This window comes from Gammaproteobacteria bacterium, assembly GCA_029862005.1.
Lineage (GTDB): Bacteria > Pseudomonadota > Gammaproteobacteria.
This window is the reverse complement of the sequence record JAOTYD010000001.1, coordinates 226981-247925: the sequence shown is the minus strand read 5'-3', so window position 1 is coordinate 247925 and position 20945 is coordinate 226981. Positions and strand designations below refer to the sequence as shown.

The following is a 20945-nucleotide window of genomic DNA, read 5'->3' as shown; positions in this document are numbered from 1 at the left end:
CATCCCCCGGTCAGGCCGTTTTTGACTACGCCGTTATTCCTCCTGGGGTTTATCCCTATTCAGCAGGTGGTTGACCATGACAGAACAGACCGGGGCTGACGCTAAGCCAGGGGTTTATCTCCAGATAGACCGGCTTACCAAGAAATTCGGCGATTTCGTTGCACTCGACAGTGTCTCGCTCGAGGTTTACGAGGGCGAATTCATATGCTTTCTCGGGCCCTCTGGCTGTGGCAAAACCACATTACTGCGTGCCATCGCGGGCCTCGATATCCAGACTTCGGGTACGGTACGCCAGGGCGATGTGGATATCTCGGCGCTACCGCCCTTCGAACGCGATTTCGGCATCGTGTTTCAGTCCTACGCACTGTTTCCGAACCTGACCGCCGAGCGCAACATCGCTTTCGGACTGGAGAATCAAAAGCTCGATAAATCGGCCATCGCGAAACGCGTCACCGAACTGCTGGAACTCGTAGGGTTACCCGATCAGGGTCCCAAATATCCGGCGCAATTATCGGGTGGGCAACAACAACGCATTGCACTGGCGCGCGCGCTGGCCACCTCCCCGGGACTGTTATTGCTGGACGAACCGCTGTCCGCACTCGACGCCAAGGTACGCGGTCACCTGCGCCACGAGATGAAAACCCTGCAGCGGCGCCTCGGCGTCACCACGGTTATGGTAACCCACGACCAGGAAGAGGCGCTGACCATGGCGGATCGCATCGTCGTCATGAATCAGGGTGTCATCGAACAGGTCGGCACACCGACTGAAATCTACCGCGAACCCGACACCCTTTTCGTCGCCGACTTCATCGGCGCGATGAACCAGGTCAAGGGACGCGTCAATGGCGATAACAGTGTTTCCATCGGTGAATTGAGTTTCAAATCGCGCAGTCACGGGCTTAGTCGCGAAGCCCCGGTAGTGGCGGCTATCCGCCCGGAGGACATCGTGCCACAGGGAATCGGGGATTATTCCAGTGATGAAAGTGCGGACAATAGCCTCGAAGTGGAGATCGAGGATATGGAGTTTCTCGGCTCCTTCTGGCGCGTTTCATTGAAGAACAGCGCGCTCGGGGGTGCGAACCTGATTGCGGACCTGTCGATCAACGCGACACGCAGACTTGAGGCCGATACGGGTTCGACGATTCGCGTGAAACTACCGGCGGACAGACTCTGGATTTTCCCGCCCGCGGGAAGCGCTTAAACCAGCCAGATGACGGAGTCCGCAACCATCGCGTCTAGCGCCGCACCGCTGATCAAGCCCAGAACCAGCAAGGATGACCGCATCATGGTCGGCTTTATACTGGTCATCTGCCTTTACCTGTTGATTGCGCTCGCATTTCCGCTTTACGCGATGCTGTCGAAATCATTTTCGACTTATGCTTTCGATCTCACCAACTTCGAGTTTCAGGTCAATACCGGTGATGGTTGGGGCGAGCCCTTCAGCGCGGCAGCGCAGAACGACAAAATACAGAAGTTCGAGCCCGAGGACCTGGTCACCAGTTCCGACGGTCGTCTCGCCCCGACCGAGTTCTTCCCCGACTTCAGTTTCCGCAGCCCGACAATGTACAGGCTCAGGCAGGTCAGGGGTGATACCTCTTTTCTGTTCGGCACCGAGCGCGTCGACGACACCGACTGGCACGAGTACAGCTCGAACGATTTCAGGCGAATCGTGATACGTGCCTCGGCCGACATCGGTCTCGACAACTTCCGCACTTACTTTTCAACGCCTGCGCTGTTTCGCTCGATCGAAAACTCGATATTCATATCAGTGCTGAGCACCATCATTACCGTCAGCCTCGCATTCTGGTTCGCTTACGCGCTGAATCGCAGCACGATGCGTTTCAAGGGGCTGTTCAGACTGATCGCGATGATTCCGATCCTGGTACCGTCACTGCTGCCCGGGATCGGGCTGGTTTACCTGTTCGGTAACCAGGGCATGATCAAGGGTTTACTGCTGGGCGAGTCGATTTACGGGCCCATCGGTATTGTCCTGGGGTCGGTGTTTTTCACCTTCCCGCACGCGCTGATCATTATCACCACCGCGCTGGCAATTTCCGACGGGCGCCTGTACGAGGCTGCGACCGCGCTACGCGCAAGCCGTTGGAGAACTTTCTGGACCGTGACCATTCCGGGCGCGCGTTACGGACTGATCTCGGCCGCGTTCGTCGTGTTCAACCTGGTGATTACCGATTTCGGCCTGCCCAAGGTTATCGGTGGGCAATACAACATGCTCGCGGTCGATATTTACAAACAGGTCATCGGCCAGCAAAACTTCGAGATGGGCGCGGTGGTTTCGGTAGTGCTACTGATCCCGGCCTTGCTGGCTTTCAGTATCGACCGCTACGTGCAAAAGAAACAGGTGGCACAGTTATCGGCACGCTCGGTACCATACACACCCAAGCCGCACAAGCAGTTCGACCGGATCTGCCTCGCCTACTGCTCGCTGATCGCGATTTTTATCGTCGGTCTGATCGCGGTTTGCCAGTACGCGGCATTGATAAAATTCTGGCCCTACAACCTGAGCCTGAGCCTGGGCAACTATAATTTCGAAGTCATGGACGGCGGCGGCTGGAATTCCTATACCAACTCGATTCAGCTCGGACTCTATACCGCGCTGGCGGGAACGGTTATCGTATTCGTCGGCGCCTACATGGTCGAGAAGATCAACGGGTTTTTCACCACGCGCTCGGCCTTCCAGTTCCTCGCGATGATGCCAATGGCGATCCCCGGCATGGTGCTCGGCCTCGCCTATATCTTTTTCTTCAACAATCCCGATAACCCGTTAAATGCGATTTACGGAACGCTTGCGATCATGGTGATCTGCACCGTCACCCACTTTTACACGGTATCGCACCTGACCGCAGTCACCGCGTTGAAACAAATGGACCGGGAGTTCGAGTCGGTCGCCGCTTCGCTGAAACAGCCGTTCCACAAGTTGCTTTCGAAAGTGACGGTACCGGTGTGCCTGCCGTCGATCCTGGATATATCGATCTACCTGTTCGTCAACGCGATGACGACCGTGTCGGCTGTTATTTTTCTGTATTCGCCGGACACCACGCTGGCCTCGGTGGCGGTACTCAACATGGATGACGCCGGTGATGTTGCTCCCGCCGCGGCGATGGGCATGATGATCTTCTATACCAATGTCGCTGCGCGCCTGATTCACCAGTTCGTCTCACGCAAGCTGGTGCGCCGAACCCAGGCCTGGCGCATTAACTAGGGAACATGAACACAGCTTCCGTCGAAACACTTGATGGAATGCATTTCGATGTGGCGATTATCGGGGCGGGTATCAACGGCGCCAGCGCGGCGCAACACCTCAGCGCGGCCGGCTACCGGGTACTGGTCGTCGACCAGGGAGATTTCGCCGATGGCGCGACTAGCCGCTCGAGCCGTCTGCTGCACTGCGGGTTGCGCCACCTGGCAAGCGGCTCGAATTTCTGGAAAACATTACTGCATCCAGGCCACCTGGCCCGATCGATGGGTACGGTCCGCGCCGATATGCTGGCCCGCGACGATATCGTTCGCACTATTCCTGACCGGCTAAAACCGATTAATTTTTGCCTGCCGATTTATACCGACGACGCTTATGCGCCCTGGCAACTGGATGTGGCATTTGCGGTTTTGCGCATGATGAGCCCTGCCGGCGTGCCGCTCGATTATCAGCGTTATAACCGTAAACAGCTGGACCAGTTTCCCATCGCTTCGTGGTTGCGCGATCCCGACCGACTTAAAAGCGTCGCGGTGTTTCGCGAGTACCTGTTCGACTGGCCAGAAAGGATCGCGCTCGATGCGCTGTTCGACGCGCGCCGCATGGGGGCGCAGATTAATAACTACACGCGAGTCGAGCATCTGCAACGAGTTGAGCCGGAAAGCCGTTGGCAATTGACGCTGTCTTCGACGGCACACAGTGAGCCATCAGGACTAACGGTCATCGGTGAAAATGTGCAGGTGACGGCTGACCTGGTGCTTAATCTCGCCGGCGCCTGGGTCGACGATATTATCAGCAGGACAGGGAATAACGTCGAGCCCAAATGCACCAGTATTAAGGGCATTCACATTGCCGTTCACCTGCCGGACGAATTCGCCGATTGGGGCGTGTTCGCTTATAACAGTATCGGCCAGCCGCTTTACTGTCTGCCATCGAACGGCATGCATTATATTGGTCTCACGCGCTCACCTGTTGACGGCGGTCCGATGTATCGGAATATCACGGAGGTGGCGGCCACGGATCGGGAAATTGACTGGATGATCACTGAAACCAACCGTTGCCTGCCGCAACTGGCCATCACACGCGACGATATCCTGTTCAGCTGGGCCGGGGTCAATCCGCTGACCCGGGATACCGAAGATCCTCTGGGGAGCCGTGAAATCAAGATTCATGACCTGGCCGCCGACGGTTTGCCCAACATGCTGGCCCTGACTGCTGGGTCGATCATGACCCACCGGCGCGTGGCAAAGCGATTGCTGCGCGCGGTTTCGAATCGTGTTACTCCGTCGGCTTCATCGCAGGATCCAAATTTTCATTGGGCTTTTACCACAGATGAAAAAAATGCCCCCCGGATCGAGAGCGATGCTTTCAGCGTAAGTTCGGCAGCGGTCAAGCGCTGTGCGCGCGAAGAACAGCCGGGTAGCCTGGCCGATTTATTGATGCGCCGGCTCGGCGCCGGCTGGTCCAGCGATCAGGGACTGGCACTGGCGCGCCCGGTTGCCGAAGCTGTTGCCCACGATCTGGGCTGGTCCGAAGCGCGTATCGATAACGAGGTGCAGGCCTACGAGCGCCATCTGAAAACTGCTCGTCGCCGACCCGGTTCGCTTTCAATGTGATAATTGCACGCTCAGTTATCGTTACAGCGCTCGGAAAAGATCAGGTGCTGATAATTCAAATTCTACTGAGAGTCGATATTCCCCTGTCAATCAAGTGATCTGATGCCAGCTTCGACAATATCCAGCGCCTGGTCCAGTTCCTGCCTTGTAATCGTCATTGGTGGGCACAACGTCAACACGCAGCCGCCGCCAACTTTGTAACTGAGACCCTGCGACAGCGAGTGGTAGAGCACCGTATCAGCCTCATCGCAGGCGGCTTCGCCATTGCGACGTAACTCGATCCCAAGATGCAGCCCGAGGCCGCGCACCTCGTGAATAATCGGCAGTTTATTTTGCATCGTCTGCAGCCTTGCGAGTGCATGCCTGCCCAGTTCGATCGAATTTTCGATCAAGCCATCTTGCTGCAGGCAGTCCAGTGTCGCAAGGGCAGCGGCGCAACCGACCGAACTTTTTTCATGGGTATAATGCCCGAGTGCACGGTCACCGACTATGTCGAGCGCCGCGGTCGTGATCAGGGCCGCCATCGGGAATACGCCACCGCCGAATCCCTTGCCGATTACCAGCATGTCGGGCACGACGTCGAAGTGTTCACAGACGAACATTTTCCCGGTGCGTCCCAGCGCCGAAGGAATTTCATCGAATATCAGCAAGACGCCATGGCGATCGCAGATTTCACGGACTTTTTTCCAATACCCGGGTGGTGGTGGTTCGACCGTGGTCCAGCGCATCGGCTCGGCGATCAGCGCGGCGACGTCGCCCTGCATATCGAACAGGTATTCCAGGTATTCGAGGCAACCACTGTGCTGTTCGTCTTCACAGTTAAACAGGCATTTACCGCGGGTCGGCGGCGGGATATGCTCGGTACCCGGCAACAACGGGCCGACATCCTTTCGAAACAGGGCCTCGCCACCGATCGAAATTGCGTCCAGCGATGCACCGTGAAAACTGTCCCACATGGATACGGTCTTGTGCCGCCCGGTGGCGTAACGTGCCAGTTTCAGGGCCATGCCGATCGCCGAGGTGCCGCCGGGTGCAAACAGCACCTTGCTGAGTTCCCCGGGCGCCAGTTCGACCAGGCGTCGTGCCAGGTCGATAGCGACCTGGTTGGTATAGCGTCGCGGACAAAAGGGCAGGGTATCGAGCTGTGCCTTGATCGCCGCTATCACACGCGGATGACCATGGCCGACCTGGTGTACGCTGTTACCGTGAAAGTCCATGATTTTTCTGCCCTGGACATCTTCGAGGTAAATTCCCTGGCTTGCCCGGATTGCATTCAGACAGGGCGTCGACAGCGACTGGTGCAGAAAATATTTGGCGTCCTCGGCGAGCATTGCCTCGGTGTTTTCGTCCAGATGGTTCTCCGCCCAGGCCGATCGGCGTGGCGACAGGTTGACGTCGCCTTCGGAGCGTTCGGGTGATTGTTTATGGGTTATGGACATTTTTTGTTCTCGGATTTTGGTGTATGGCAGGCGCCTGGCGCTTTTCCAGATTATGTCACCCTGATTCGCTCCACAACGGTTTCGATTTGCATACCGTAGCGCAACTAAAAATATTCGGAGCGCAGTTCAACCCCTCCCGATTCGAAACTTCGTCGGCTGGGCTCAACCCCGCATGCGTTCGGCTTTGGGATCATACATCGCACTTAGAGAAGCCTTGGCCGTGACGTGATAACCGCCGACATCAATTTCAAAATGTCCCGAATCGATGTAATCCTTGGTGATTTCTTCCTCGACCTCGATGTAACCGAGGCCAACCGCAGCGCCGAGCGTGTGCCCGTAGTCACCCGAGGTCAGGTGCCCGACGATGACACCGTCGCGCAGAATCGGTTCGTGGTGATACAGCATTGCCTCGGGATCCTGCAGCAGGAATTGCACCAGGCGCTTGTACATGAAGCCGTTGGTTTCTTGCTGCTTCAGGATCGCGTCGCGACCGATGAACGGGATATCCTTGTCGAACGCGCAAACAAAGCCCATGCCGCATTCGAGTGGCGTATCCACCTCGGCGACGTCGTGCCCATAGTGGATGAATTTCTTTTCGATACGGCACGAATTCAGAGCGTGCATACCGGCGAGTTTCAGGCCGTGGCTCTCGCCCTTTTGCCACAGGAAGTCGAAACCGTGGCGGGCCTGGTCGACCGGGATATAAAGCTCCCAGCCCAGTTCACCGACGTAGGAGACGCGAGCCGCCCAGGCGCGTGACATGCCGAGCTCGACCGGCTGGAAATCGCCGAACGGAAAACTTTCGGTGCTCAAATCGTGGTTCAGGGTCTCGCTCAACAGGGCTCGGCTATCCGGGCCCATTACGCCGAGCATCGCCCAGGCATTGGTGATATCGCTGACGCAGCAGAATTCGTCTTCGCGGATATGCGATTTCAGCCACTGCAGGTCCTTGATGGTTTGTGCCGCGCCGCTGATGACCCAGAACTGATCCTCGGCGATGCGGGTTACGGTCAGGTCAGCCTCGATTCCGCCGCGCTCGTTCAGCCAGTGCGTGTAAACCATGCGCCCGGGTGCCACGTCGACATCGGCGCTCGAAATTCGCTGCAATACCCTGACCGCATCGCGTCCCTGCACCAGGTACTTGGAAAAAGAGCTTTGATCGAACAGCACGACCTTTTCACGCGCTGCTTTGTGTTCAGCGGCGCTGTGTTCGAACCAGTTCTGCTTGCCGAAACTGTACTCGTATTTGGGCTCGACACCGTCGGGCGCAAACCAGTTGGGGCGCTCCCAGCCGGCGGCCTCACCGAAGCAGGCATTGTGCGCAACCAGCCGTTCGTGCAGCGGCGAATGACGCAGGTTACGCGCGGTTTCCATCTGCTTGTAGGGGTAGTGATGGTCGTACAGCAGGCCGAGCGTTTCGGTAACGCGATTCTCGATGTAATGCTGGGACGACTGGAACGGGAACATGCGGCGGATATCGTTACCCCACAGGTCCATCGGCGCATGCCCTAGGTGCATCCAGTCGGCCAGCGCGCGGCCGAGGCCGCCGGAGGTCTGGATACCGACCGAGTTGAGTCCGCAGGCCACGTAGAAATTCTTCAGCTCGGGTGCTTCGCCCATGTGGAACTGGTCGTCCGGGGTAAAGCTTTCCGGGCCACAGAAAAAACTGCGCCAACCGACGTCGGCCAGCATCGGTACCCGGTGCATCGCATGTTCGAGCACCGGCATGAATTGCTCTTCCATGTGGCCCTCGAGTTCTTCGAATGCGAAATCGAGTGGAATACCATTTTGTCCCCACGGAACCGCGTTCGGTTCGAATGCGCCTACCAGCAGGCTGCCGGCATCCTCGCGGTAATAGGCGCAGCGATCGTGATCGCGCATTACCGGCAGATTGGATGGCAGGTCGTCGAGCTTTTCAGTGTGCGCGTAATAATGTTCGCAGGCATGCAGTGGCACGTTGACACCGGCCATGCGACCGACTTCGCGCCCCCATAAACCAGCACAATTGACCACGTAATCGGCCTTGATTTCACCCTGGTCGGTGACGACGCCGGTAACTTGGCCGTTGGCCTGGCTAATGCCGGTCACGCGCACACCCTCGAGACACAGTGCACCGCGTCCACGCGCGCCTTTGACGAAGGCCTGGGTCACATCGACCGGGCTCGCGGTTCCATCCTGCGCAACCCAGCTGCCGCCGAGCAAATCGCCGGTCTCGAGGTAGGGATAAAGCGCCTTTATTTCATCCGGGGTGATGATATCGACCCGGGTTACACCAAACGCATTGTTCATCGCCGCAACGCGTTTCAATTCCTCGAAACGCGCCTCGCTGTGTGCAATCGACAATGAGCCAACCTGCTTGAACCCGGTCGACTGACCGGTTTCAGCCTCGAGTTCGGTCAGTACCGCCATCGAGTATTCGCACAGCCGCGCCTGCGATTCGTTGGCACGCATGGTGCCGACCAGGCCGGCCGCGTGCCAGGTCGTGCCGCAGCTGAACTGGTTGCGCTCGAGCTGCACCACGTCGGTCCAGCCCAGCTTGGCTAGATGGTAGGTAACGCTGGAACCGATAACGCCGCCGCCGATGACGACCGCACTGGCACGTTCGGGAATTTGCGTAGACATGAAGGCCTTCTCCTGGTTATGTCGAGTTGCTTATCCGTTCGATACCAAACTGCTGCAGCATACCGGCAACTGCCTTCAGGGCGCCACGAATCTCTTTGGTACCGAGGCGACCGATGCAGCCCATACGGAAGCTGTCGGCCACGGTCAGTTTTCCCGGGTATATTACATATCCCTGGTCCTTGAGCCCATCATAAAAAGCATTGAAATCGAACTCGGGATTCGTCGGCATATGGAAGGTGATGATGATCGGTGCCTGCAGCTCATCGGGTAGCAGGGTTTTAAAGCCCATGTCGCGCATGCTGCTGACCAGCAGATCGCAATTCTCGCGGTAGCGGCCACCCCTGCCAGCCACACCACCTTCGGCCTCGTACTCGTTGAGTGCCTGGTCGAAGGCGAGCAATACGTGGGTCGGTGGCGTGAAACGCCACTGGCGATTTTTCTGCATCGCGCGCCATTGATCGTACAGGTCCAGCACCAGCGATGGTGAATTACCCTCGGTCTTTTCGAGTGCGCTTTCGCGGGCGACACAGAAACCCATCCCCGGCGCACCCTCGAGGCACTTGTTGCTCGACGCAACCACGGCATCGAACTCGATTTCGCGTGCATCGAGCGGCAATGCACCGAACGCGCTCATCGAATCGATCAACAGGCTGCGTTGATGCCGTGCCACGATCTCGGAAACCTGCCTGATCGGATTCAGGATTCCCGACGTGGTTTCGCAATGCACCACGACCACGTGACTGATGTCCGGGTTGGCGTCGAGCGTCGCATCGAGCTCGGCGGTATCGACCGGCACATCCTCCGGCGACTCCTGCACCTCGTAGTCCCGCTTGTAATAGTCGCAGATCTTCGCAATGCGTTTGCCATAGGCGCCGTTGATCAAGACCAGCAGTTTGCCATCGGCGGGCACGAAATTGCCGATCATCGCTTCGACGACAAAAGTGCCACTGCCCTGTAACGGTACGCTGACATGGGTGCCCTGCCCGTGGACGATGTCCACCAGGCGTTCGAGGATGCGCGCGTTCAGGTCGATAAAAGTCGCGTCGCGCGAACCGTAATCGTGCAACATCGCCTGCTTGACCGTCAGCGATGTCGTCAGCGGACCCGGGGTCAGCAGGAAGGGATCGCCGCTCGCGGTGCTGGCGGCCGGTTTGGTAGTGTCGTCGGTCATTAAATTTACCCTGGTAATGGTTGCGTGGTTGCCATTTATACCGCCGATCAATACTATTCGGCAAATCGATATAACAAATGTTTCAAATAGACTGTGCCAATATCACACGCCCACCTGCGCTCGTTTCACGCGGTCGCCACACACGGCAGCTTCACGCGCGCCGCGGAGATGCTGAATATCACCCAACCGACGCTGTCCGGACAGGTTAAGGAACTCGAGGAACGCTATGGTACCAAGTTGTTCCTGCGTCATGGCCGGCGTATCGAGCTGACCGATATCGGCAAATCAGCCTATGCCATCACGCGCCAGCTTTTTCGCCATGAAGAAGAAGTCGAGCAATTGTTGCAAGCGGCGCGCGCGCTGACCTCGGGCCAATTGCGCGTGGGCGCCGATTCACCCTATATCGCGACGCCGCTGCTGGCGCAATTTCAGCGACTGTACCCCGGCATCCGGATTTCGATCCAGTACGGCAACTCGCAGCAGTTGATGTCGTGGCTGCAGTCACGCCGCTGTGATGTCGCGTTTCTGCCGAACATTCCACCGGAAGACACACACCTCTACACGATATCGCTGGCTCCAGGACAACTGGTGGCGTTCGTCAGCCAGGACCACGAGTGGGCCGCGCGCCGTTCAGTCACGATCGACGAAATGGTCACGCAGCGTATCGTCCTGCGCGAGAAAGGATCACGCACACGTTCGATCTTCGAGGACGCGGTGAGCAAAGCCGGTCACATACTGAACGACGTCATGGAAATCAGTGGCCGTGAAGGCGTAAATGAAGCGGTCGCGGCCGGCTTTGGCGTCGGCATCGTCGCTAAAAGCGAATTGCTTGCTGACTCCAGATTGCGCGCGCTCGCGATCAGCGACGCCGACCTGGAGTATTCGGAATTCGTTGCCTGTCTCAACGAAACGCGTTTGTTGCGGGTTACCGACGCCTTTCTCGAAATGGTGCACGCACGGCATAAAGAAGCCGGCTAACGGCATACCAGTAACTATAGGGCAAATCGATAGATAGCATTTGTAATATCGATTTAACCTGATACTGGAATAGCCATATAGTGCATCCAACCAAGCCAACAGGAAAGAACATGAGCCCAGATAAGTCCGTTATCACTGTAAACGGCCGCGACTACCGCTGGCCCAACAAACCGGTCATCGTCGTCTGTATCGACGGCTCGGAACCCGATTATATCGAACAGGCGATTGCAGCCGGGGTCATGCCGTGGATGAAAAAGGTCGTCGAAGAACAGGGCGTGGATATGCGCGCACATTGCGTGGTGCCGAGTTTCACCAATCCAAACAATATTTCGATCGTCACCGGTGTGCCACCGGTGGTGCACGGCATCTGCGGTAACTTTTATTACGACAAGGCCAACGACCGTGAAGTCATGATGAATGAGCCGGAACTGTTGCGTACACCGACGATTTTCAAAGCCTTCCAGGATGCCGGTGCCAAAATCGCGGTCGTGACTGCCAAGGATAAACTACGCCGCCTGCTGGGTAATGAACTCGAATTCGGCGTTGACGGTGCAATCTGTTTTTCGTCGGAAAAATCGGACCAGGTCAGCCTCGCCGAAAACGGTATCGACAATGTGCTCGACCTGGTGGGCATGGAAGTGCCGTCGGTGTACAGTGCAGAACTGTCGGAGTTCATCTTCGCTGCCGGCGTCAAGCTGATGGAAACCGTGCGTCCAGACCTGATGTACCTGTCGACCACCGATTACATCCAGCACAAGTTCGCTCCCGGCAGTGACGGCGCCAATTCCTTTTACGCCATGATGGACAAGTACTGGGCCGAACTCGATGCACTGGGCGCGGTGCTGGCGCTGACTGCCGACCACGGCATGAACGCCAAGCACGATGATGCCACCGGTGAACCCAACATCGTTTACCTGCAGGATGAGTTCGACCGCCTGCTCGGTGCCGGCAACGCACGCGTGATTCTGCCGATTACCGACCCCTACGTAGTGCATCACGGCGCACTCGGCTCTTACGCCACGGTGTACCTGCCGGAAAGCGCCGATATCGAGGGCTTGAAATCGCAGTTGCACGAAATCCCGGGTATTGACCTGGTCTACGACAACCGCGAGGGTTGCGAGCGCTTCGAGCTTGCCCCGGATCGCATGGGCGACCTGATCCTGGTTTCGAAACAGGACACGGTCATCGGCACCACGGCTTCGCGCCACGATCTTTCCGGCCTGGAAGTGCCGCTACGCTCGCATGGCGGCCTCACCGAGCAGGTTGTACCGCTCATCGTCAGCCAGCCGGTTAGCGGACTTGACCGCGGACACCAGCTACATAACTACGACGCTTTCGATGTTGCTCTCAATTACGCGCGCCATTAAATCGAGCGCCTTAACGGGTTAAAAACAATGACTATCAGACACGAAAAAATGCGTATCGCCGGCCAACTGGTCGATGGTGACACTGGTAAAAACATCGATGTTCTCAATCCGTATAACGGTGAAGTGGTCGGTACCGTGCCGCGCGCGAGCCGCGAGCAGGTTGCCGGTGCATTCGAAATTGCCGCCAATTACAGGCCCAAACTGACGCGCTACGAGCGCCAGCAGATCCTGGTGCGTATTGCCGAGATCATTGTTGAGCGCAAGGATGAAATTTCGGATTTGATCACCGCCGAATGCGGTCTCAGCAAGAAAGACAGCCTCTACGAGGTCGGTCGCGCCTTCGACGTCTACAGCCTGGCGGGACAGCTCTGTATTAACGATGACAGCGAGGTTTTTTCCTGCGACCTGACACCACATGGCAAGCAGCGCAAGATTTTCACCCAGCGCGACCCGCTGCTCGGTGCAATTTCGGCGATCACGCCGTTCAACCATCCGCTCAACATGATTTCGCACAAAATTGCGCCGTCGATCGCGACCAATAACTGCATGGTTGGTAAACCGACCGAGCAGACGCCGCTGACCGCGCTGGTCCTGGCGGACATTATTTACGAGGCCGGACTGCCACCCGAAATGTTGTCGATCGTCACCGGGCTGCCCGAAGACATGGGCGATGAAATGCTGACCAATCCGCATATCGACCTGATCTCGTTCACCGGCAGCGTGCCGGTCGGCAAATATATCGCCGAGACCGCCGGCTATCGGCGCACGATACTCGAACTCGGTGGCAATGCGCCATTGATTGTCATGGACGATGCCGACCTCGACAAGGCAGCGGAGCTTGCCGTCGCCGGTGGCACCAAGAATTCCGGGCAGCGCTGCACCGCGGTCAAACGTGTGTTGTGCATCGATTCGGTCGCCGACGAGTTCGCAGCACTGGCCGCGGAGAAAGCGGCAAAGTTGAAATATGGCGATCCGATGGATGCGGACACCGATGTCGGGACCGTGATCAACGAGAACGCCGCGATCCTGTTCCAGAACCGGGTCAACGACGCGATCGAGAAAGGCGCCACACTACTCTACGGCAATGACCGCCAGGGTGCGGTTTACTCGCCGACCGTGCTCGATCACGTGCCTTACGACTGCGAGCTGGTACGCGAGGAAACCTTTGGTCCGCCGATTCCAATCATTCGCGTGCGCGATATCGATCATGCCATCGAAGTCGCCAATTCGACCGCGTTCGGATTATCGTCAGGTGTCTGTACCAACCGCATGGATGACATCGTGCGCTTTATCAACGAGCTCGAGACCGGTACCGTCAACATCTGGGAAGTGCCCGGCTACCGCATCGAGATGTCACCGTTCGGTGGCATCAAGGATTCTGGCCTCGGCTACAAGGAAGGCGTCATCGAAGCGATGAAATCCTACACCAACGTCAAGACCTTTTCCCTGCCCTGGTAAATCCTGTCGTCCCGCGGCTTGACCGCGGAACCCAGAAATTCATGTGGGTGATGTTGCTAATGGATCCCGTGGTCAAGCCACGGGATGACAGTTTATAGGTCAGGCGACCTTGACCGGGAATGCGGTGTTGGCTGCAGCGGTGTAGTTTTCCATCTCGTTGAAGTTGAGGTAGCGGTAGACATCATCGGCCATGGTGTTGATGTCGTTGGCATACTGCAGGTACTCGTCCATGGTCGGGATCTTGCCGAGGATCGACGAAACCGCGGCCAGTTCGGCGGAAGCCAGGTAAACATTAGCATCCTTGCCGAGTCGATTCGGGAAGTTGCGCGTCGAGGTTGAAACCACGGTCGAATTTTCCGCAACGCGCGCCTGGTTGCCCATACACAGCGAACAACCCGGCATCTCGGTGCGCGCGCCGGAGCGACCGAAAATACCGTAATAACCTTCTGCGGTCAGCTGTGCCTCATCCATCTTGGTTGGGGGCGCAATCCACAACCGTGTCACCACCGGCGCTTCGAGTTTATCCAGCAATTTGCCGGCGGCGCGGAAGTGGCCGATGTTGGTCATACAGGAACCGATAAATACTTCATCGATTTTATCGCCGGCAACCTCCGACAACTGTTTGATGTCGTCCGGATCGTTCGGGCAGGCCAGCAACGGCTCGGTAATTTCGACGAGATCGATTTCGATAATCTCGGCGTACTCGGCGTCGGCATCGGCTTCGAGCAACTCGGGACTGGCGAGCCAGGCCTCCATTTCGTCGATGCGGCGCTTGATCGTGCGCACATCGCCGTAACCCTCGTTGACCATCCATTTGAACATCGTAATGTTCGAATTGATGTATTCGATGATGGGTTCCTTGTCGAGCTTGACGGTACAGCCCGAGGCCGAGCGTTCGGCGGAGGCGTCAGACAGTTCAAATGCCTGCTCAACCTTGAGTTGCGGCAAGCCTTCGATCTCGAGCACGCGGCCCGAGAATACATTCTTCTTGCCTTTTTTCTCTACTGTCAACAAGCCGCGCTGAATCGCAGCGTAAGGAATCGCGTTCACGAGGTCACGCAAGGTAATCCCTGGCTGCATCTCGCCCTTAAAGCGCACCAGCACCGATTCCGGCATGTCGAGCGGCATCACCCCGGTCGCGGCCGCAAAGGCCACCAGCCCGGAACCGGCCGGAAACGAAATGCCGATCGGGAAGCGGGTATGCGAATCACCACCGGTACCAACCGTATCGGGTAACAGCATGCGGTTCATCCACGAATGGATGACACCATCGCCCGGGCGTAACGAAATGCCGCCGCGATTTTGCATGAAGTCGGGCAGAGTGTGATGAGTTACTACGTCTACCGGTTTCGGGTATGGCGCGGTATGGCAAAAAGATTGCATCACCAGGTCGGCAGAGAATCCGAGGCAAGCCAGGTCCTTCAACTCGTCACGCGTCATCGGACCCGTCGTATCCTGCGAGCCGACTGTTGTCATCTTCGGTTCGCAATACATGCCCGCGCGCACCCCGGGTAAGCCACAGGCCTTGCCCACCATTTTCTGCGCCAGTGTATAGCCTTTACCACTGTCTACTGGAACCTTCGGTTTTTCAAATAAATCGGTTTCACCCAGACCCAGCGCCTTGCGCGCGCGCTCGGTTAAACCGCGCCCGATGATCAGCGGAATGCGGCCACCGGCCTGCACTTCATCCTTGAGTACATTGGTACTCAGTTCAAAAGTGGCAACCACTTCGTCGCTGTCGTGGCGTGTGGCCTTGCCCGCATGGGGGTAGATATCGATTACGTCGCCCATTTCCATTTTGCTGACGTCCATTTCGATCGGTAATGCGCCGGCATCCTCCATGGTGTTAAAGAATATCGGTGCGATTTTGCCGCCAAAGCAATAACCGCCATTGCGCTTGTTCGGGATGAAAGGGATATCATCGCCCATGTGCCAGAGCACCGAGTTGGTCGCCGATTTACGCGACGAGCCGGTACCCACGACATCCCCGACATAGGCGATCGGATGATCCAGGGCCTTGAGCTCGGTAATCTTTTCGAGTGGATTGTCGGTCAGGCCTTCGCGCGGGTTTTTCAACATCGCGTTGGCGTGCAACGGAATATCCGGACGCGACCAGGCATCCTGCGCCGGGGACAGATCGTCGGTGTTGGTTTCACCAGGAACCTTGAAAACCGAGACGGTAATCTTATCAGCGAGCTCGGGTTTCGACGTAAACCATTCCGCGTTGGCCCAGGATTCGAGCACCTGCCTGGCGTGCTGATTTCCAGCCCCGGCTTTTTCGGCCACATCATGAAATGCATCGAACACCAGCAAGGTATGCGCCAGGGCCTTGACCGCGGCGGGTGCGGCCTCGTCGTCCTCGAGACAGCGGATCAACGGCTCAATGTTATAGCCGCCCAGCATGGTACCGAGGACTTCTACCGCTTTGACTTTATCGATTAACGGTGACGCTGCCTCGCCACGCGTAATCGCGGCGAGGAATCCGGCCTTAATATAAGCCGCCTCATCAACGCCAGCCGGCACGTGCTGGGTCAGTAATTCGAGCAGGTAATTCTCTTCACCAACCGGTGGCTTCTTGATCAGCTCCACCAGCTCGGCGGTTTGCTGCGCATCCAGTGGTTTCGGCGGAATGCCTTCTTTGGCGCGTTCATCACTGTGCTCGCGGTATGCCTGTAGCATTTCGATATTCTCTTTAGGTCAGTAGATACTAATAAAAGGCATCGTTTCAGCGTTTGTCAATCGGCACGTAATCCAGATCGATCACGCCGTTATAAAGCTGGCGTGGACGACCGATCTTGGTTTCGGAATCCGACATCATTTCGTTCCACTGAGAAATCCAGCCGATGGTACGCGCCATCGCAAAAATAACGGTGAACATGTTCATCGGGATGCCCATGGCAAGGAAAATTATGCCCGAGTAAAAATCGACGTTCGGGTAAAGATTACGTTGCACAAAGTAATCGTCTTCGAGTGCTACCTTTTCCAGTGCCATCGCGGTATCAAGCAGTTTCTGCTGCTCGCCCGTGGCATCCATGTCATTGAGCAACTGGTGGCAAATTTCACGAATCAACTTGGCGCGCGGATCGTAGTTCTTGTAAACACGATGACCGAAACCCATCAGGCGGAACGAATCACTCTTGTCCTTGGCGCGATCGACGAATGCCTGCAGCGGTTTGCCTGACTCGTTGATATCGATCAGCATGCGCACCACCGCCTCGTTAGCGCCGCCGTGCGCGGGGCCCCAAAGGGCGGCGATACCGGATGCGACCGCGGCAAATGGATTCGCATCTGAACTACCCGCCAGGCGTACCGTCGAGGTCGACGCGTTCTGCTCGTGATCGGCATGTAAGATCATGATCAGGTCGAGTGCCTTGGCAAGTAACGGGTCAGGTGTATATTCTTCCGACGGCATCGAGAACATCATGTATAAAAAGTTCTCGGTATAGCTGAGATGATTTTTTGGATAAACGAACGGCTTGCCGTTGGCATAACGATAGCTCATCGCGGCTATCGTCGGCATCTTGGCGACCAGGCGATAGGCCGTGATCATACGATGCTCCTCGTTGTGGATATCCATGTGGTCATGGTAGAACGCGGCGAGCGCCCCGACGACGCCAACCATGATCGCCATAGGATGGGCGTCGCGCCTGAAGCCACTGAAGAAACGTATCATCGCCTCGTGTAGCATGGTGTGATTAGTTACGGTGGTCTGAAAGTAGTCGAGCTCGTCTTTGCTCGGCAGGCGGTTATTCAGTAACAGGAAGCAGACTTCGAGGTACGAGCTGTGCTCGGCGAGTTGATCGATCGGGTAACCCCGGTACTGCAACACACCCTTATCGCCATCAAGAAAGGTAATTGCACTGGAGCAGCTCGCGGTGGACATAAACCCGGGATCGTAGGTGAAATAACCCAGTTCCTTGTAAAGCTTGCCGATATCAATCACCTTGGGCCCCGCGGTTGGCGTGTAAAGCGGTAACTTGATCTCTTTACCGGTGGCATCGTCGATAATGGTTACGGTTTCTTCACTCATAGTTGTTCCTCAATAGTCAGCGATTCCCGCTCGGCTGTTTTAGTAATTGGTGTCAGCGGGTACCATCCCGGCCCTTGCGGTCAGGAAGGTTGGTCAATGGCAAGCGCTCAATATACCCATTATTGGATTATCCCGCTAACGGTGTTGACCACTATTAAGTAAATTTATCCTGAGAATTAATTCTTCGCGCCCGCATTAAAACTGGTTTTGCTCCGCGCCGTGCTTTGAGGATTCGATTCCAGTCAAAAAACATTGTTGACAATTACGATTAATATATGCATATTTGCACCGAATTACATAAAATTAACCTTAAATTGTTGACAATTAATGACTGACACATCCCTGCTTGCCGCTACTGAAGAAAAACCAGAATCCCCAACGCTGGCGCGTCGAACCTTCGACAGCATCAAGACTGACATCATCAGCGGTGAGCTTGCGCAGGGTTCGAAAATCGTCGAATCGGACCTGGCGTTGAAATACGGCATTAGTCGTGGGCCATTACGTGAGGCTATCCATCGCCTCGAAAGGATCAAGCTGATTGTGCGCATTCCCCACGCGGGATCTCGCGTGGTGACGCTGGACACCAAGATGATGGAAGATATCTACAGCGCGCGCGAAGCCATCGAAGGGATGGCTGCACGACTCGCCGCGCGCTTGATGACCGATGGCGAAATCGCGTCGCTGTCGACGTTACTCGATCAGCACGAAACCGCGATCAGCGAAACCGATGGCAGGGCGTATTTTCAGCGCGAGGGTGACATCGATTTTCATTTTCGCATCGCGGTTGCCAGCCAGAACCAGTGGATACTGGAAAAGTTGAATGGCGAATTGTACCAGCTGATACGGATGTGTCGCCGTCAATCCGGGCAGTTCCCGGCACGCGCACAAACTGCGCTAGACCAGCATCGCCAGATCGCCGCAGCGATCGCAAGCCGTGACGAGGAACTGGCCGAGTTACTGATGCGTCGCCACATCAGTGGCGCCTGGCAAATTGTTAAACAAATTCTCGAGGATCAATATGACTGAAGCCATCTCGCCGGGTAAAAAATTACGCCAGGTCACCGCCGCCAACAATCCACTGCAGGTTGTCGGTGCCGTTAACGCCTACAGCGCCATCATGGCGCAGAAATGCGGCCACCAAGCGCTATACCTTTCAGGCGGTGGAGTCGCAGCCTGCTCGCTCGGCACTCCGGACCTCGGTATCAGCACGCTGGCCGATGTGCTCGAAGACGCGCGCCGTATTACCGATGCCAGCAGCCTGCCGTTGCTGGTCGACGTTGACGTGGGCTGGGGTGGTGCGTTCAATATCGCGCGTTGTGTGCGCGAGATGATCCGCGCGAACGTCGCCGGCATTCATATCGAAGACCAGGTGATGCAAAAGCGTTGCGGTCATCGACCCAACAAGGCCATCGTCCCGAGTGCCGAAATGGTCGATCGTGTCAAGGCCGCCGTTGACGCTCGCAGCGACGCCGATTTTGTCATCATGGCGCGCACTGACGCGCTCGCAGTGGAAGGCATGGAGGCCGCGATCGAACGCGCCCAGGCCTGTGTTGCAGCCGGCGCGGACATGATCTTTCCGGAAGCCATGACCGAACTCGAGCAATACCAGCGGTTTGTTGACGCGGTAAAAGTACCGGTACTGGCTAACATTACCGAATTCGGTGCCACGCCGTTATTCACCACCGAGCAGTTAGCCTCGGTCGGGGTCAAGCTTGTGCTTTACCCGCTGAGCGCATTTCGGGCCGCGAGCCAGGCTGCACTAAACGTGTACCGGCATATTCTGAGCGATGGCACCCAACAAAACGTGGTCGACAGCATGCAGACCCGCATGGAGTTGTACGACTTTCTCGATTATCACGATTACGAACAAAAACTGGACCAACTATTTAGCGAGGAGACATCATGAGTGACACACCCGGGTTCAAGCCCAAAAAATCGGTCGCGCTGTCAGGGACAGCCGCTGGTAACACCGCCATCTGCACCGTCGGCAGAACCGGTAATGATCTGCACTACCGTGGTTACGATATTCTCGATATTGCGGAAACCTGTGAATTCGAAGAAATCGCCTACCTGATCGTACACGAAAAATTGCCCACGCAGGACGAACTGGATGCCTACAAGGCGCGGCTGAAGGCGATGCGCGACCTGCCCAAATCGGTAAAAACGGTGCTTGAACAGTTACCCACGAGCACGCACCCGATGGATGTCATGCGTACCGGTTGTTCGGCACTGGGTTGCCAGATGCCGGAAGATTCTGATCAAAATGTTGACGGCGCGCGCGACATCATCGACCGGCTGATGGCCTGCTTCGGTTCGATGCTGGTTTACTGGTACCACTTCAGCCATCACGGCAAGCGTATCGAGCTCGTCACCGATGATGATTCCATCGGCGCCCATTTCCTGCACCTGCTGCACGGCGAGCCACCACGCGAGTCCTGGGTAAAGGCGATGCATATTTCACTGATTCTTTACGCCGAGCACGAGTTCAACGCGTCAACTTTTACCGGGCGCGTCGTCGCCGGTACCGGTTCAGACATGTACTCCTGCATTACCGCCGCCATTGGCGCGCTGCGCGGACCCAAGCACGGCGGCGCCAACGAAGCAGCATTTGAAATCCAGTCGCGTTACAGCTCGGCAGACGAGGCCGAGGCCGATATCCGCGAGCGGGTCGCCAACAAGGAAATCGTCATCGGTTTCGGACACCCGGTTTACACCGTCAGTGATCCGCGTAACGAGGTTATAAAGCGGGTTGCCAGAAACCTGGCCGAGGAAAATGACGATTTGCTGATGTTCGAAGTGGCCGAACGCCTCGAGACGGTGATGAGGGATTTGAAAAACATGTTCCCGAACCTGGACTGGTTTTCCGCGGTTTCCTACAACCAGATGGGCGTACCCACCGACATGTTCACGCCGCTGTTCGTCATTTCCCGCACCTCCGGCTGGGGTGCCCACGTGGTGGAGCAACGCATCGACGGCAAGATCATCCGGCCGTCTGCCAATTACACCGGTCCAGAAGACCTGGACTTTGTCCCGATTAGTGAAAGGAAATAGAT

General features: G+C 56.8%; 14 protein-coding genes. 9 read left to right on the top strand and 5 right to left on the bottom strand.

Features of this window, described 5'->3' with window-relative positions:
• The first annotated feature begins 76 nt into the window (after positions 1-76).
• Genes OES20_01175 through OES20_01165 form a run of 3 tightly spaced genes read left to right on the top strand, consistent with a single transcriptional unit; the run spans position 77 to position 4827 of the window.
• Positions 77-1201 carry a putative 2-aminoethylphosphonate ABC transporter ATP-binding protein gene (locus OES20_01175; protein MDH3633292.1) on the top strand — a complete coding sequence of 375 codons (1125 nt, stop codon included), beginning with the start codon at positions 77-79 and terminating at the stop codon, positions 1199-1201.
• 9 nt (positions 1202-1210) lie between these two features.
• Positions 1211-3220 (top strand): putative 2-aminoethylphosphonate ABC transporter permease subunit, encoded by a 2010-nt coding sequence (locus tag OES20_01170; GenBank protein ID MDH3633291.1) that lies wholly within the window; start codon positions 1211-1213, stop codon positions 3218-3220.
• A gap of 5 nt (positions 3221-3225) precedes the next feature.
• Positions 3226-4827, top strand: coding sequence for an FAD-dependent oxidoreductase (locus OES20_01165; protein ID MDH3633290.1), 1602 nt, complete (start codon positions 3226-3228; stop codon positions 4825-4827).
• 86 nt (positions 4828-4913) lie between these two features.
• Here the strand turns inward: OES20_01165 and OES20_01160 are convergent, their stop codons facing one another.
• From OES20_01160 to OES20_01150, 3 genes are all read right to left on the bottom strand, one after another.
• Positions 4914-6266 carry an aspartate aminotransferase family protein gene (locus tag OES20_01160; protein ID MDH3633289.1) on the bottom strand — a complete coding sequence of 451 codons (1353 nt, stop codon included), beginning with the start codon at positions 6264-6266 and terminating at the stop codon, positions 4914-4916.
• Between the two features lie 162 nt (positions 6267-6428).
• The gene (locus OES20_01155; protein ID MDH3633288.1) at positions 6429-8888 is read right to left on the bottom strand and encodes an FAD-dependent oxidoreductase; all 2460 of its coding nucleotides are present in this window, start codon (positions 8886-8888) and stop codon (positions 6429-6431) included.
• Between the two features lie 16 nt (positions 8889-8904).
• Positions 8905-10059, bottom strand: a complete 1155-nt coding sequence (locus tag OES20_01150) for a 2-aminoethylphosphonate--pyruvate transaminase (GenBank protein ID MDH3633287.1) — start codon at positions 10057-10059, stop codon at positions 8905-8907.
• A 93-nt stretch (positions 10060-10152) separates the two neighbouring features.
• Between OES20_01150 and OES20_01145 the strand changes: the two genes are divergently transcribed.
• From OES20_01145 to phnY, 3 genes are all read left to right on the top strand, one after another.
• Positions 10153-11037: a LysR substrate-binding domain-containing protein gene (locus OES20_01145; GenBank protein ID MDH3633286.1), complete on the top strand. Its 885-nt coding sequence runs from the start codon at positions 10153-10155 to the stop codon at positions 11035-11037.
• A gap of 110 nt (positions 11038-11147) precedes the next feature.
• Positions 11148-12404 carry a phosphonoacetate hydrolase gene (phnA, locus tag OES20_01140; GenBank protein ID MDH3633285.1) on the top strand — a complete coding sequence of 419 codons (1257 nt, stop codon included), beginning with the start codon at positions 11148-11150 and terminating at the stop codon, positions 12402-12404.
• Positions 12405-12431: 27 nt separating this feature from the next.
• Positions 12432-13862: a phosphonoacetaldehyde dehydrogenase gene (gene phnY, locus OES20_01135; GenBank protein MDH3633284.1), complete on the top strand. Its 1431-nt coding sequence runs from the start codon at positions 12432-12434 to the stop codon at positions 13860-13862.
• Positions 13863-13961: 99 nt separating this feature from the next.
• Here the strand turns inward: phnY and acnB are convergent, their stop codons facing one another.
• Both acnB and OES20_01125 read right to left on the bottom strand, forming a co-directional pair.
• Positions 13962-16541, bottom strand: a complete 2580-nt coding sequence (gene acnB, locus OES20_01130; protein ID MDH3633283.1) for a bifunctional aconitate hydratase 2/2-methylisocitrate dehydratase — start codon at positions 16539-16541, stop codon at positions 13962-13964.
• A 46-nt stretch (positions 16542-16587) separates the two neighbouring features.
• Positions 16588-17892: a citrate synthase gene (locus OES20_01125; GenBank protein MDH3633282.1), complete on the bottom strand. Its 1305-nt coding sequence runs from the start codon at positions 17890-17892 to the stop codon at positions 16588-16590.
• A gap of 327 nt (positions 17893-18219) precedes the next feature.
• Between OES20_01125 and OES20_01120 the strand changes: the two genes are divergently transcribed.
• Genes OES20_01120 through prpC form a run of 3 tightly spaced genes read left to right on the top strand, consistent with a single transcriptional unit; the run spans position 18220 to position 20943 of the window.
• Complete coding sequence (locus OES20_01120; GenBank protein MDH3633281.1) at positions 18220-18918, top strand: GntR family transcriptional regulator; 699 nt, start codon at positions 18220-18222, stop codon at positions 18916-18918.
• Positions 18911-19798: a methylisocitrate lyase gene (gene prpB, locus OES20_01115; GenBank protein MDH3633280.1), complete on the top strand. Its 888-nt coding sequence runs from the start codon at positions 18911-18913 to the stop codon at positions 19796-19798. Before OES20_01120 ends, prpB begins: the two co-directional genes overlap by 8 nt.
• A complete protein-coding gene (gene prpC / locus OES20_01110; protein MDH3633279.1) occupies positions 19795-20943 on the top strand; it encodes a 2-methylcitrate synthase in 1149 nt (382 codons plus the stop codon). The genes prpB and prpC overlap by 4 nt, the downstream gene beginning before the upstream one ends.
• Positions 20944-20945: the final 2 nt, after the last annotated feature.

Excerpts from the sequence above, each read along its gene's own strand:
- OES20_01165 (MDH3633290.1), top strand. The coding sequence starts at position 3,226 with ATGAACACAGCTTCCGTCGAAACACTTGATGGAATGCATTTCGATGTG.
- OES20_01120 (MDH3633281.1), top strand. The coding sequence starts at position 18,220 with ATGACTGACACATCCCTGCTTGCCGCTACTGAAGAAAAACCAGAATCC.
- OES20_01175 (MDH3633292.1), top strand. The coding sequence starts at position 77 with ATGACAGAACAGACCGGGGCTGACGCTAAGCCAGGGGTTTATCTCCAG.
- OES20_01160 (MDH3633289.1), bottom strand. The coding sequence starts at position 6,266 with ATGTCCATAACCCATAAACAATCACCCGAACGCTCCGAAGGCGACGTC.
- acnB (MDH3633283.1), bottom strand. The coding sequence starts at position 16,541 with ATGCTACAGGCATACCGCGAGCACAGTGATGAACGCGCCAAAGAAGGC.
- phnY (MDH3633284.1), top strand. The coding sequence starts at position 12,432 with ATGACTATCAGACACGAAAAAATGCGTATCGCCGGCCAACTGGTCGAT.
- phnA (MDH3633285.1), top strand. The coding sequence starts at position 11,148 with ATGAGCCCAGATAAGTCCGTTATCACTGTAAACGGCCGCGACTACCGC.
- prpB (MDH3633280.1), top strand. The coding sequence starts at position 18,911 with ATGACTGAAGCCATCTCGCCGGGTAAAAAATTACGCCAGGTCACCGCC.
- prpC (MDH3633279.1), top strand. The coding sequence starts at position 19,795 with ATGAGTGACACACCCGGGTTCAAGCCCAAAAAATCGGTCGCGCTGTCA.
- OES20_01150 (MDH3633287.1), bottom strand. The coding sequence starts at position 10,059 with ATGACCGACGACACTACCAAACCGGCCGCCAGCACCGCGAGCGGCGAT.
- OES20_01170 (MDH3633291.1), top strand. The coding sequence starts at position 1,211 with ATGACGGAGTCCGCAACCATCGCGTCTAGCGCCGCACCGCTGATCAAG.
- OES20_01125 (MDH3633282.1), bottom strand. The coding sequence starts at position 17,892 with ATGAGTGAAGAAACCGTAACCATTATCGACGATGCCACCGGTAAAGAG.
- OES20_01155 (MDH3633288.1), bottom strand. The coding sequence starts at position 8,888 with ATGTCTACGCAAATTCCCGAACGTGCCAGTGCGGTCGTCATCGGCGGC.